Source organism: Enterobacter sp. PL_is514, from assembly GCF_055816715.1.
In genome coordinates this window covers 630658-643878 of the sequence record NZ_JBVPGN010000034.1, presented here as the reverse complement: position 1 = coordinate 643878, position 13221 = coordinate 630658, and the positions used below count along the sequence as shown (strand labels likewise).

Below are 13221 nucleotides of genomic sequence, written 5' to 3'. Positions count from 1 at the left end.
GGACAGCCTTCTATACTTAACCCTTTGTAAGCCAAAAGGAGAGCAAGAATGACTATTCATAAGCACGGTTCGGCACACTGGTCTGGCGACATTAAGCGCGGTAAAGGGACGGTTTCCACCGAGAGCGGCGTTCTCAATCAGCAGCCTTATGGTTTCAATACCCGCTTTGAGGGTGAAAAGGGGACCAACCCGGAAGAGCTGATCGGCGCGGCACATGCGGCCTGTTTTTCGATGGCGCTGTCGCTGATGCTCGGCGAAGCGGGTTATACCGCTGACTCTATTGATACCACTGCGGACGTCTCTCTGGATAAGACCGACGGCGGCTTTGCTATTACGAAGGTTGCCCTGAAAAGCAAGGTAACCGTCCCGGGCATCGCCCCACAGCAGTTCGACGGTATTATTCAGAAAGCCAAAGCGGGCTGTCCGGTATCGCAGCTCCTGAAGGCTGAGATTACGCTGGATTATAAACTTAACTAAGCCACAGCCGGGTTTACGCCCGGCTATCCCTTAAGCGCGGCGGGAAACACCTCCGCCAGCCAGGCAATAAACACCTTAAGACGGTGCGTCAGATGCCGGTTCTGAGGGTAAACCACATGAAACGGGTAGGCGGCGGGGCGCCAGTCGCTCAGGATCGCCGTCAGCGTACCCGCCTGTAAATACGCGTTTGCCGAATACTCAAAGGTCTGCACAATGCCCAGCCCCGCCGCGGCAGCCGCCAGATGGGCATTACTTTCGTTTACGCCGAGATAATGCGGAATATTGATTTCCAGCGCCTCGCCGTTTTTTCTGAAGCGAAACGGAAATGCCCGCCCGGTGACGGGCGAAAGGTAGCTGATAAGCTTGTGGCCGTTGCACAGCTCCTGCGGATAGGCCGGAACGCCATGGTTTTTCAGGTAGCCCTGCGTCGCGCAGGTGACCATCTCAGCGTTGCCAATATGGCGCGCGATGAGGGTCGAGTCGTTCAGCGGGCCGCCGCGGATGACGCAGTCTACGTTACCGCTAATGAGATCCACCGGCCGGTCGGCTACCCCAAGGTCGATGCGGATTTCCGGATAACGCTGCATAAAATCCGGAAGCCGAGGGATAAGAACGTCCCGGGCGGTGGAGCCGCCCACGTCAACCCGCAAATGCCCTTTGGGCGTCGAGCGTGAAACGCGAAACGCGGTGTCGATATCTTCGATATCGATCAGCACCCTGAGCGCTTTTTCATAGTAATCCATCCCTTCCGGCGTCGCGACCACCCGACGAGTCGTCCGGTGCAGGAGTCGTATCTCCAGATGCGCCTCAAGCGATTTCACCAGCTTGCTCAGGGTGGCGATGGGCATGTTCAGCGAGTCCGCCGCGCGGGTAAAGCTGCCGGTTTCCACCACCCGGGTAAAAGCGCGCATCGCCATGAGCTGGTCCATTAGGCTCCCCTGATTATTTCTGTGTGTGAATAGTCATTTTCATTTTTTCCGGTTTTTCACTAATCCCGCAAGGGCTAAAGTTTGTCCAACGCAAACCCACTAAAAGGTAAATGACATGAACACGACTCTCTCAGGAAAAATCGCACTGGTCACCGGCGGCAGCACCGGCATAGGTCTTGCCACGGCGCAGGAGCTGGCGGCCCAGGGCGCGAAGGTGTACATCACCGGACGACGTCAGGCCGAGCTGGACGCGGCGGTGGCTGAAATCGCTTCAACAGCAGTGGGCATTCGCGCTGACGTGTCAAAACTGGCGGACCTGGACGAGGTCTATGCCCGGATAGCCAAAGAAGAAGGCCGCCTCGATATTCTTTTCGCCAATGCGGGTGGCGGCGATATGCTGCCGCTGGGCGCGATAACCGAAGAGCAGTTTGACCGGATTTTCGGCACCAACGTCCGCGGGGTGCTGTTTACGGTACAGAAGGCGCTGCCGCTGCTGTCCGCCGGATCCTCGATTATTCTGACCGGCTCGACGGTGTCCATTAAGGGGACGGCCAACTTCAGCGTCTACAGTGCCAGCAAAGCCGCCGTGCGCAATTTTGCCCGCTCCTGGGCGCTGGATTTGCAGGGCCGTGGGATCCGCGTCAACGTGGTAAGCCCGGGCCCGATCAAAACCCCTGGTCTCGGCGATCTGGTGCCGGAAGAACATCGTCAGGGGCTGTACGACGCGCTGGCCGCTCAGGTGCCGCTGGGGCGTTTAGGCGCGCCGGGTGAGGTGGGTAAAGCGGTGGCGTTTCTGGCCTCCGACGCGGCCAGCTTTATTAACGCCACCGAGCTGTTCGTGGACGGTGGGATGGCGCAAATTTAACCCACACTGCGCCAGCAGCGGACGTCACGGCCCTCGTGAGAGGGCTGTAACGGCTGGGGACGCTCACACCCCTGCGTTGCCATTGGACAACGGTCGCGGAAGAAACAGCCTTCGGGCAGGCGGCGATTGCCGGGAAGCTCCGTTTTGCGTAAGGTCAGCGTCTCATCCAGCGGTTCACCGGTGCGGGGAACAGAGTCGAGCAGCAGACGGGTGTAAGGATGGCGCGGCTCGCCAAGCACCTGCGCGGCGCTACCCAGCTCCACAATCTGCCCAAGGTACATCACCGCCACGCGGTCGCTCATGTGCCTGACCACCGAGACGTTATGTGAGATCAACACGTAGGTCAGATTACGCTGCTGTTGCAGGGTCACCAGCAGGTTGAGGATTTGCGCCTGCACGGAGATATCCAGCGCGCTGGTGGGTTCATCGAGCACGATAATATCCGGATCGGACGAGAGCGCCCGGGCGATGGCAATGCGCTGGCGCTGCCCGCCGGAGAAGGCGTGCGGGTGCCGGTCGAGATATTCCGGGCGAATGCCCACCTGCAGCGCCAGGTTTTCAGCCAGCTGACGGCGCTCGCGCTCGCTGCTGCGCTTTTGCACCCATACCGGCTCGGTGATGATGCGCCAGACCGGCAGGCGCGGGTCGAGCGAGGAGAGCGGATCCTGAAACACCATCTGCATGCCGCCCGCGTGGTGCGCCCGCTGGCAGGCGCCGGTGCTGGGCTTAAGCATGCCCATCAGCAGCTGGGCCAGCGTGCTTTTCCCGCAGCCGGATTCCCCGACAATGCCAAGCGTTTCTCCCCGACGGATCTCAAGGTCGAGCCCGTTGAGCGCATGGACCTGTTCCGTCACGCGGCCCAGCCAGTTTTTACGTGCCGCAAAATTCACGTGCACGCTATCCAGTTCCAGCAGTACATCAGACATGGTGTTTCTCCCGTTGTGGATACCAGCAGGCAGCCTGTTGGCCTTCTGCGCCATGGGGCTGCAGGCGCGGCGTTTCGCTGCATTTCGCCCCGGCGGCAAAGCAGCGTTCGCGGAACGCGCATCCCTGCGGAAGCTGGCTGAGGTTGGGGACCGTGCCGGGGATGGCGGGAAGCGGGGCGCGCGGCTGGCCGTTTTCCGGCGCGCACTGCAGCAGGCCGATGGAATAGGGATGAACAGGCTGATGGATCAGCGTTTGCGTGGCACCGCTCTCGATCACGCTGCCCGCATACATCACGTACATTCTGTCGCAGAGCTGGGACACCACGGCCATATCGTGGCTGATAAACAGCACCGAGGTGCCGCTGGCCCGCGCCTTGTGCTTCAGCAGGCGCAACACCTGCAGCTGGACGGTGACGTCCAGTGCGGTGGTCGGTTCGTCGGCGATAATCAGCTCCGGCTCGCAGGAGAAGGCAAGGGCGATCATCACCCGCTGGCGCATCCCGCCGGACAGCTCAAACGGATAGCGCGCCATGACCTGTTTCGCGTCCGGGATTTGCATCTCTTCCAGCAGGGTAATCGCCTTCTGCTGTGCCTCATGCCGGGAAAGCGGCTGATGCTGGCGGATCACCTCCACCATCTGTTTGCCAATTCGCCGCGTCGGGTTGAGGGCAGTCATCGGCTCCTGAAAAATCATCGCGACCTTTGCGCCGCGCCACTGGCGAAGCTGCTTCTCGGACGCCGTCAGGACGTTTTCGCCGAGTAACTTCACCTGACCGTGATGAATGCGGTAGCTGCCCTCCGGCAGCAGGCGCATGGTGAGCATGGCGGTCACCGACTTACCCGAACCGGATTCGCCCACCACGCCGACAATTTCACCCCTGCCGATCTCCAGCGAGACGTGGTTCAGCGCGTGGACCTCGCCGCGAAAAATCGGGAAGCTCAGATGCAGGTCTTCAATCTTGAGTACCGGGTCGGTCATCACTGTTTCCCTCCCGATTTCGGATCCAGCAGATCGCGGATACCGTCGCCAAACAGGTTAAAGCCCACGGCGGTAATCAAAATCGCCGCACCGGGAAACGCGCAGTACCACCACTGGTCCAGGACGTAGTTACGGCCAACGGCCACCATCGCCCCCCATTCGGCGGTGGGCTGCTGCGCCCCCAGGCCAATAAACCCCAGCGTGGCGGCCATCAGGATGGCGCTGCCGATGTCCAGCGACGCCTGCACAATTAGCGGCGGCAGGGCGTTGCGCAGGATATGCCAGCGGATCAAATGCCAGCGGGACGCGCCAAAGGTGCGGGCGGCCTGCACGTAGGTAAACTGGCGCACCACCAGAGTTTGCCCGCGCGCCAGGCGGACGTAAAACGGAATGCGGACAATCGCAATCGCCAGCATGGCGTTAAACAGGCTCGGCCCGAGCGCGGCGGCCAGCGCCATGGTCAGCACCAGGGAGGGAATCGAGAGCATAATGTCCATCACCCGCATGATGATGGCGTCGCCGCGCCCGCCGAGCACGCCGGACAGACAGCCCAGCAGCGAGCCAATGCCGCCCGCAATCACCACCACCGCCAGCCCGGCAGTAATCGACTGCTGGCTGCCCGTCAGCACGCGGCTGAACAGGTCGCGGCCCACCTCGTCGGTACCAAACCAGTGCTGCGCAGAAGGCGCCTGCAGGCGGGCGGTCAGATCCAGCGCGTTCGGGTCATGCGGCACAATCCACGGTGAGGCCACCATCAGGAAGAGCATCGCAATCATAATGACGCCGCCAACGATCGTGAGCGGGCTTTGACGCAGCATCCAGAACAGCTTTGCCCAGTTGATGCGTTGTCTGGCGGTTTTAACCGGGACGGGCGTTTCCTGCGTTAACATCATTCGGCACCTCCGCGCCCGATTCGCGGGTCAATCCACAGGTAAAGCAGATCGACCACCAGATTAACCAGCACGTAGGCCAGCGAAACAACGACGGCAAAGCCCATCACGGCAGGGAAATCGAGCGCCTGAATGGAGGTCACCACCCAGGCGCCCATGCCCGGCCAGGCAAAGACGGTTTCGGTCAGCACGGCGCCGTACAGCAGATCGCCCAGCGCCAGCCCGAGTACGGTAATGGACGGGATCATCGCATTCGGCAGGGCATAGCGCAGGACGATATACCAGCCGGGCAGGCCGCTGGCGCGGGCCGTGCGAATGTAGTCTTCGCTAAGCTGCTCCAGCATCGCGGAACGGACCTGACGCGCCACGATGCCCAGGTGAACAAACGCCAGCGTCAGCGAGGGCAAAATTAGGTGCTGCAGCGCATTGAAAAAGACCTCTCCGTTACCTTCCAGCAGCGCGTCCAGCAGATAAAAGCCGGTGACGTGGGCAGGCGGGTCGAGCCAGTCGTCCAGCCTGCCGCCGCCCGGCAGGATCTGCAGGTGCCCATAGAACAGGACAATGACGCCCAGACCGAGCCAGAAGGCCGGCGTGGAGATCCCGGTCATCGCCATTAAACGCACCAGGTGATCCAGCCAGCGGTTGCGGTAAACCGCCGACAAAATCCCCAGCGGCACGCCGATGACCAGCGCCAGCATCAGAGAACAAAAGGCCAGCTCCAGCGTGGCGGGGAAAAAGGCCTTCAGGTCTTCAGCGACCGGACGCCCGGTACGGATGGAGGTGCCTAAATCACCGTGGGCCAGAGCGTCCACGTAGCGGCCAAACTGTATATACAGCGGCCGATCCAGCCCTAACTGCTGGCGGATGTTCTGCACGATTTCGTCGCTGGCGCGATCGCCGGCCAGCAGACGGGCCGGATCGCCGGGGATCAGGTGTGAAATAATAAAAGTGATAATACAGACACCGGCCACCACCAGGAGTAACCCCCAACAGCGCTGGCGCACTATGCTCCAGAACGTCATACACTTTCCCCCGGCGAGAACCGTTATTTACTCATGGTGGCGATGTTGAACACCTGCTCGAGCATCGGATTAAAGGTGAAGCCTTTGACCTCTTTGTTCATCGCCAGCTGGTAGTTCTTCTGGAACAGATAAACGTAGGCCGCCTCGTCGATGACCACCTTTTGCGCCTGCTGGTAATCTTTGGTGCGTTCCGCCTGGTCGGTGGTTTTCAGCGCCGCCTGCAGCAGGGAATCGACCTCTTTGTTCTCATAGAACGACCGGTTGCCCGGCAGCCCTTTTTTGTCCGATTCGAACCAGTAGTTCATGAACATGTACGGGTCGGCAAAGTCCGGGCTCCAGTTGCCGATGGCAATGTCGTAATCGCCTTTGCCGACGCGGTCGCGCATGGTGGCGTTGGCCAGTTTTTCCAGCTTGACGTTAATGCCGATCTTGCCAAGGCTGGCCTGCGTCGAGAGGGCGATAGGCTCCCAGTTCGGATCGTTGTCCGAGTAGAGGAAGGTCAGGCTGGCGGGCTTATCTTTGACCTTCTCCAGCGCCGATTTAGCTTTGGCCTCATCGAAGCTGTACTGCATTGCCGTGGCGTCAAAGCCCCACATGCCTTCCGGGATCGGGCCGCGCATCTGCTTGCCGTTGCCGCTCAGAATGCCTTTCACCATCCCCTGATAGTCCGTCGCCCAGGAGACCGCGCGGCGTAAATCGACCTGATTGAGCGGCGCTTTGCTGTTGTTGAGATAGAGGTAAGTCACGCGCAGGGACGGGTATTCGGCGACGGCCACTTTCCCTTCCTGCTTCAGGGCCGCAAGCTGATCGACCGGAAGTGAGTCGGCAATGTCCAGGTCACCGCGGGAAAGCTGCAGACGACGCGATGCGCTCTCACCGATAATTTTCACCGAGACGCGCTTGAAGTGCGGCTTGTCGCCCGACCAGTGCGGGTTTGGCACCAGCACCAGCTGCTGGCCTTTCTGCCAGCTCTTCAGCATAAACGGCCCGGACCCGGCGGTGTTTTGCGCCAGATAGCCGCGCGCGTCGTCCGCGGCATTGGCCTTCAGCACCGCAGGGTTAATGATGGAGGCGCCGTCGTTCGCCAGGGTGTAGAGGAAAGGCGCGAACGGCTGGCTGAGGGTGAATTTCACCGTGTGCTCATCAACGGCCTCCACTTTCAGATCTTTCGGGAAGGCCTCAGACGGCCCCTGGCCGAGCTTCAGCAGGCGCTCAAAGGAGAGTTTGACCGCCTCGGCGGTGACCGGCGTGCCGTCGGAGAATTTGGCGTTATCCGCCAGGGTGAAGGTCCACTCTTTCTGGTCGTCGGACGCTTTCCAGCCCGTCGACAGATCGCCTTCCACCTCGGTAGAGCCTGGCTTGTACTTGACCAGACGCTGGTAGGACGGATAGGTGACGGTCCAGTCGTTGTTATCAATGGTGATGGCCGGATCGAGCGTTTGTGGGTCAGCGGCTTTGCCGATCGCCAGCATGTCTTTCGGGACGGCAGCCAGCGCCAGCGGGGCACTCAGGGCCAGCGTGGCGGCGATCAGAGTCGAGATAAGCGATGTTTTCATGGCAGTGCTCCAGGTTTAAAGAGGGGTGTGCGTCAGTGGAAAACAGGCAAAACGGTCGTCAAGCAGCGGGTAGCTGGCTGCATTCGGCAGTTCAAAGTGCCACCATTCGCTGCTGATACCCACAAAACCGCCGCCAAACATGATGGCGTTCAACAGCAGACGGTTGCGCTGGGCGTGCGGCGGCACGGAGGGGTGATACGGATGCGATCGGTCATGCATTTCATCAAAACCGGCCCCCATATCCAGCACGGCGTTATGTTCATCCATCAGGGTCACGTCGATGGCCGTGCCGCGGCTGTGATTGGAGCCAATCGCCACGTCGACCACGTATTCCGGGTTCGGACAGGCATCCCACAGCTGAGCCTGCGCCTGCTGCGGCCGATAGGCGTCGTAGACCACCAGCTTCAGACCGGCCAGAGAGGCAATGCTGATGGCTTTTGCCAGGGCGGTGGCCGCGTCGGTATGCAGCAGGCACAGCGCCTCCTGATAGATCGGGCGGCCGGTGATGTTGTCGGCGGTGGCGTACTTCAGATCGATATGCAGCGTGGGAAACGTCTTCACCACATCAATCAGTTCACTCTCTTCGGGCATAGCTCCGCTCCTTTAGCGTTCGAATTGACCAAACTCTTGTTGTAATTGTCGGTTTACCGCCAGACGCGCCGGGAGCGCCTCACCCAGCGCTTCCACCACGCCCGACAGCAGCAGGTTGAACAGACAGCTCACGGGGGCAAGTGAATCCCAGAAATGACCGGTATCGGTTTTCACCTGCAGTAAATCAATCGGGTAATCCCGCGCCCACGGGCACCAGATGTCGGTGATTAAGGCCAGCGGAATGCCTTTCTCGCTCGCGACGCGGCAGTACTGGCGGGCCATCGTGGAGTAGGTGCGCGTGTCGGTCAGCACGACATAAGGGTGCGCAAACCCGGAGTTCAGGGATTCCACCCAACTGCCGGAAGCGCCCTCCGAATAGCTCACGCGCGGGCGGAGGTATTCAAGGTGGCTGAAGAAGGCATTGGCAATCCCGCGCGTGGACTGGATCCCCAGCACAAAAACCGCGTCCGCGTGGGCGAGGTTGTGCACCACCTGACGAAAGGCATCCGTTTGTGCCAGCTGGTACACCTGTGTGATGGCATCCACCTCCAGCGACAGGGCATGCTGAAGGCGGTTGGGCAGGGGGCGCTGCTGCTGCCAGGAGTCGAGGCGCTCGTTCATGCCCCAGGGCTGGTACGGATCGCGCAGGCTCTTTTTGGCATCCTCCAGGTTGCGATACCCCAGCTTGCGCAGGAAGCGACCGACGGTAATTCCGCTGGTCCCGCTTGCCAGCCCGACGCTCTCCGCCGTTTCAAACGGGATTTGCGCGGCGTGCGCCAGCAGCCAGCTCCCGACCCGCTTTTCGCTGGGTGTCAGCTGGCTGAAGGTCGCTTCGATACGGCTCAACATCTCAGGTTTCGTCGTCATACCGCCTCGCTGTTAACTGGCTGTCAATGGCCGAAAATGTGTTACCTGGTTAACAATGCATGACGCGTGCCATGTTCACAGGCGGGTGAAACCCCGCTGCGCAGTAAACTTCATGCAATATTTGGTTAACCAATGATCAACATTTGTGCAGCGTAGTTCACTTTTGGTGCACTGTCTGACCGTGCAGGTATGAATTTGGTGAATACGTCAGCCTGTTCACATTTTTGATAAGATAGAAGCACTGAGAACATAAAAGGATCCCTCATGGCGAATTTGCCCTGGCGAGTCAGCGTGCGCCTGATCGCGCTTGCAAAGAAAACAGGAATGGTCGTGGGGATCGTTCTGGTCGTTCTGCTGGCGGTGCGGGTGTATCTCTCGCAGCAGGGGCCGGAACTGCACCTCTGGCACACCTGGCGGGCCGATGAGATGTCCGTGCGCGAGCTGGATAACGCCGACTTTGCCGGGTACCTCGCGCGGGAAAAGGCGATTTTCACCGATCTGGATAACGCGGTGACGGCGAAAACAGCGGGCGAGGAACAAACCCCGTTAAACCGCTATTACCGTCATAGCCTGGTGTGGCCCGGTCAGTTTGCCCCCGATGCCAACCGCTCCTTTGTGCTGATGCCAGCCGGCAAGCCCCGCGGCGCGGTGGTGCTGCTGCACGGGCTGACGGATTCGCCATACAGCGTCAGGCGCCTTGCCGTGAACTATCAGCAGCACGGCTTTGTGGCCGTAGTCCCGCGTCTTCCCGGACACGGCACCGCGCCCGGCGCGCTGACGGACGTTGACTGGGAAATGTGGCTGGCGGCCACGCGCCTTGCCGTACGGGAAGCTACGCGTCTCGCGGGTGAGGCTGTACCTCTGCATCTGGTGGGCTACTCCAACGGCGGGGCGCTGGCGATGAAATATGCCCTCGATGCGCTGGACGCGCCTGCGCTGCGTAAACCGCAGCAGGTGATACTGCTCTCACCGATGATCGGCGTGACGGCCTTTGCGCGGTTCGCCGGTTTCGCCGGGCTACCGGCGCTGCTGCCGCCGTTTGCCAAAGCGGCCTGGCTGAATATCTCCCCGGAATATAATCCGTATAAATACAATTCGTTCCCGGTGAACGCCGCCCGCCAGTCGTGGTTATTGACAAAGGCCCTGCAGGAGCAGATTGGCCGCGCGGCGCGGGAAAACAGGCTGGCGAATTTGCCGCCGGTGCTGGCGTTCCAGTCGGTGATGGACTCCACGGTCAGTACCCGCGCGGTGGTCAGTGGCCTGTTTGACCAGCTTCCGGCAAACGGCAGCGAGCTGGTGATGTTCGATATCAACCAGGCGGCGAGCTTCCGTCCGCTCTTCAAACCGTCGTCCTGGACGGCCACCACGGCGCTGCTGCCGGTCGCGCAGAGACGTTACGGTGTCACGATTATCACCAATGCCAGCGAGCACACTTTCTCGACGGTGGCGAAAATAATCCCGGCAGGCAGAACGCAGGAGACGGTGGTGCCGCTTGCCCAGTCCTGGCCGCAGGATGTCTATTCCCTGTCGCACGTTGCGGTGCCGTTCCCGCCGGATGACGATCTCTATGGTCGCGAACCTGGGGTGAAAAATCGCTACGGTATCAGCCTGGGGACGATTGCGCTCTGGGGAGAAACGTCCGTATTAAGCGTCGGAAAAGAGGCGCTGATGCGGGTCACCTCGAACCCGTTTTACGACTACATGCAGGAGAGGATTAACAGCCGGATCGGGGACGCGAAAAAGTAACGTTCCCCTGTAGCGTGAATATGTTAGGTCGCATTGATTAAGTATGTTACATAGTAGCTTCAAGGCACCTCTCTTTCTCATTGGAACCCCTTTTTGTGCTGACGACTCTGATCTACCGAAGCCAGTTGAATTTATCCCGCCCGTCCACTGAACTGCGGGAGCTGGTGGCGCGCGCCAGGGGCCGCAACACAAAACTGTCTATTACCGGCGTCCTCCTGGCTAATGGGAATGAGGTTCTGCAGGTCCTCGAAGGGTCGGAAGAGAGTGTGGTCAAACTTTTCCATACCATCCGTGAGGACAAGCGGCACAGTGGGGTGGTAGAACTGCTGCGGGACTATGGTCCGCGCAGACGCTTCGAAAACGTCGGGATGCTGCTGTTCGATCTGCAGACGCAGTCACCGAAAGAGGTGCTGCAGTCGGTCCTGCATTACAGCAAGCTGGACAGCTATCTCACCTCTGACGATCGGGTGTTCAAATTTATTCAGACGTTTATCATGGGCAAACGTCCGGCCCCATCGGGCGCGCGCTACACCCCTGAAAAATGGACGCTTTCACCCGAGGCGTTACCCTTTGGCGAACATCTGGGCCTGTTTACCGGACAAACCTGCCAGTTTGCGCTGCAGCCTATTGTCGAGCCCTCGGAAGGGAAGATCAGCTCCCTTGAGGCCCTTATCCGCGGCAACGACGGCGGCAGTCCGGAGCATTTCTTCAGCACTGTCGACCCGGACAACGTCTACGAAGTTGATCTCCAGACGAAAGCGTATGCCTTTGCGCTGGCGGAAAAGCTGGGCATTGGCAGCCATAAAATAGCGGTAAACCTGCTGCCCATGTCGCTGGTGAATGTCCCCGGCGCAGTGGAATTTCTGGTCGATCAGATTAAACAACATGGGCTTCAGCCGGAGCAGGTGGTCATTGAAGTCACGGAAAACGAGATGATCTCCGGGTTCAACCAGTTTAATAGTGCCATCAAGCAGCTTCGCGGTGAGGGGATTGGCCTGGCGATCGATGATTTTGGCTCGGGCTATGCCGGACTTTCGCTTCTGACCCGGTTCCAGCCTGATAAAATTAAAATCGACCGGGAAATTGTCAGCAACATTCACCTCAGCGGCCCGAAGCAGGCGATCGTGCGCTCCATCGTCAGCTGTTGCTCCGATCTTGAAATTACCCTGGTAGCCGAAGGCATCGAGAAAATAGAGGAGTGGTGCTGGCTCGAATCTGCCGGGATCCGCCGTTTCCAGGGCTTTCTGTTTGCCCGTCCGCAGATTAATGGCGTCGGCGATATCCACTGGCCGCATCTGGTGCGTTAAGTCAATTTTCCCTCCCGTTATTTCCCCTTTGTCCAGCCTGTGCTTAAATAGCTAAAACGGTTTAACATGGTTTAGCTGAGAGGGTTACATGAAAAAAATCTGGGTACTTGGCGATGCGGTAGTGGATTTGCTGCCCGATGGAGAAGGCAGATTACTGCAGTGTCCCGGCGGCGCACCGGCAAACGTCGCGGTCGGCGTTGCCCGGCTGGGCGGCCAGAGCGCCTTTATCGGCAGGGTTGGCGACGATCCTTTTGGGCGTTTTATGTCTAAGACATTAGCCGACGAGCGGGTCGACGTGAAGTTTATGCGCCTTGACCCGGTGCACCGCACCTCAACGGTGGTGGTCGATCTGGATGACCACGGCGAACGCTCGTTTACCTTTATGGTGCGCCCGAGCGCCGATCTGTTTCTGGAATCTGCCGATCTGCCGACGTTCAGCGCCGGGGAGTGGCTGCACGTCTGCTCCATCGCCTTAAGCGCCGAGCCGAGCCGTTCTGCGACCTTTCAGGCGATGGCCGCCATCCGGGAGGCGGGCGGTTACGTCAGTTTCGACCCCAATATTCGCCCGGACCTCTGGCAGGATGAGAACGAACTGCGTCGCTGCCTGGATCAGGCCCTGCAGAGTGCAGACGTGGTGAAACTCTCTGTCGAAGAGCTGGCGTTTTTAACCGGAGATGTGCAGGTAAACGTCGGTCTGGACACGCTGATGGCGCGCTGCCCGGCGCGTCTGGTGCTGGTCACCCAGGGTAAAGAGGGGGTGATCGCCTGGCATGAGGGCACTGTGAAACATTATCCGGCCACCCCCGTTCAGTGTGTCGATACAACCGGCGCGGGCGACGCCTTCGTCGCGGGGCTGCTCTACGGCCTGGCCGACGGTCAGGCACTGCCTCCGGTTATCGCGCTCGCCCAGCGCTGCGGCGCGCTGGCCACCACGGCCAAAGGGGCGATGACCGCGTTGCCCTGGCAGCACGACCTGTAATTTCTCCTCTCCTGGCCGCCATCCGGCGGCCTGAATTGTCGCCTCGATCACACTTACTAAATCGGTTTAGCAAAAAAGATTGCCGAT

The 13221-nt window shown here is 60.1% G+C and carries 13 protein-coding genes; 5 read left to right on the top strand and 8 right to left on the bottom strand.

What is annotated here, in order from left to right; all coding sequences use genetic code 11:
• Nucleotides 1-48: 48 nt before the first annotated feature.
• Nucleotides 49-477: an OsmC family protein gene (locus tag AC0TNG_RS18670; protein ID WP_023311893.1), complete on the top strand. Its 429-nt coding sequence runs from the start codon at nucleotides 49-51 to the stop codon at nucleotides 475-477.
• Between the two features lie 23 nt (nucleotides 478-500).
• On the opposite strand, the gene AC0TNG_RS18665 is transcribed toward AC0TNG_RS18670, so the two are convergent.
• Complete coding sequence (locus tag AC0TNG_RS18665; protein ID WP_473712925.1) at nucleotides 501-1406, bottom strand: LysR family transcriptional regulator; 906 nt, start codon at nucleotides 1404-1406, stop codon at nucleotides 501-503.
• Nucleotides 1407-1521: 115 nt separating this feature from the next.
• On the opposite strand from AC0TNG_RS18665, the gene AC0TNG_RS18660 reads away from it, so the two are divergent.
• Nucleotides 1522-2271 (top strand): SDR family NAD(P)-dependent oxidoreductase, encoded by a 750-nt coding sequence (locus AC0TNG_RS18660; protein ID WP_008501706.1) that lies wholly within the window; start codon nucleotides 1522-1524, stop codon nucleotides 2269-2271.
• Here AC0TNG_RS18660 and AC0TNG_RS18655 read toward each other — a convergent pair.
• Genes AC0TNG_RS18655 through AC0TNG_RS18625 form a run of 7 tightly spaced genes read right to left on the bottom strand, consistent with a single transcriptional unit; the run spans nucleotide 2268 to nucleotide 9102 of the window.
• Complete coding sequence (locus AC0TNG_RS18655) at nucleotides 2268-3197, bottom strand: oligopeptide/dipeptide ABC transporter ATP-binding protein (protein WP_473712923.1); 930 nt, start codon at nucleotides 3195-3197, stop codon at nucleotides 2268-2270. The two genes, AC0TNG_RS18660 and AC0TNG_RS18655, sit on opposite strands and share 4 nt — an antisense overlap.
• Nucleotides 3190-4176, bottom strand: a complete 987-nt coding sequence (locus AC0TNG_RS18650) for an ABC transporter ATP-binding protein (protein ID WP_473712921.1) — start codon at nucleotides 4174-4176, stop codon at nucleotides 3190-3192. The genes AC0TNG_RS18655 and AC0TNG_RS18650 overlap by 8 nt, the downstream gene beginning before the upstream one ends.
• Nucleotides 4176-5069, bottom strand: a complete 894-nt coding sequence (gene ddpC / locus AC0TNG_RS18645; protein WP_047647662.1) for a D,D-dipeptide ABC transporter permease — start codon at nucleotides 5067-5069, stop codon at nucleotides 4176-4178. Before ddpC ends, AC0TNG_RS18650 begins: the two co-directional genes overlap by 1 nt.
• Nucleotides 5066-6088: an ABC transporter permease gene (locus AC0TNG_RS18640; protein WP_417927439.1), complete on the bottom strand. Its 1023-nt coding sequence runs from the start codon at nucleotides 6086-6088 to the stop codon at nucleotides 5066-5068. The genes ddpC and AC0TNG_RS18640 overlap by 4 nt, the downstream gene beginning before the upstream one ends.
• Before the next feature lie 23 nt (nucleotides 6089-6111).
• A complete protein-coding gene (locus AC0TNG_RS18635) occupies nucleotides 6112-7644 on the bottom strand; it encodes an ABC transporter substrate-binding protein (RefSeq protein ID WP_417927438.1) in 1533 nt (510 codons plus the stop codon).
• A 15-nt stretch (nucleotides 7645-7659) separates the two neighbouring features.
• On the bottom strand, nucleotides 7660-8235 hold the full coding sequence (gene ddpX, locus AC0TNG_RS18630; RefSeq protein ID WP_061715081.1) for a D-alanyl-D-alanine dipeptidase: 576 nt from the start codon (nucleotides 8233-8235) through the stop codon (nucleotides 7660-7662).
• 12 nt (nucleotides 8236-8247) lie between these two features.
• Nucleotides 8248-9102 carry a MurR/RpiR family transcriptional regulator gene (locus AC0TNG_RS18625; protein ID WP_032647349.1) on the bottom strand — a complete coding sequence of 285 codons (855 nt, stop codon included), beginning with the start codon at nucleotides 9100-9102 and terminating at the stop codon, nucleotides 8248-8250.
• A gap of 264 nt (nucleotides 9103-9366) precedes the next feature.
• Here AC0TNG_RS18625 and AC0TNG_RS18620 point away from each other — a divergent pair, with 264 nt between their 5' ends.
• The 3 genes from AC0TNG_RS18620 (at nucleotide 9367) to AC0TNG_RS18610 (ending at nucleotide 13134) form a co-directional block, all read left to right on the top strand.
• A complete protein-coding gene (locus AC0TNG_RS18620) occupies nucleotides 9367-10848 on the top strand; it encodes an alpha/beta hydrolase (protein WP_473712920.1) in 1482 nt (493 codons plus the stop codon).
• 95 nt (nucleotides 10849-10943) lie between these two features.
• On the top strand, nucleotides 10944-12155 hold the full coding sequence (locus AC0TNG_RS18615; RefSeq protein ID WP_473712918.1) for a diguanylate phosphodiesterase: 1212 nt from the start codon (nucleotides 10944-10946) through the stop codon (nucleotides 12153-12155).
• 88 nt (nucleotides 12156-12243) lie between these two features.
• Nucleotides 12244-13134 (top strand): aminoimidazole riboside kinase, encoded by an 891-nt coding sequence (locus tag AC0TNG_RS18610; protein WP_473712917.1) that lies wholly within the window; start codon nucleotides 12244-12246, stop codon nucleotides 13132-13134.
• Nucleotides 13135-13221 lie beyond the last annotated feature (87 nt).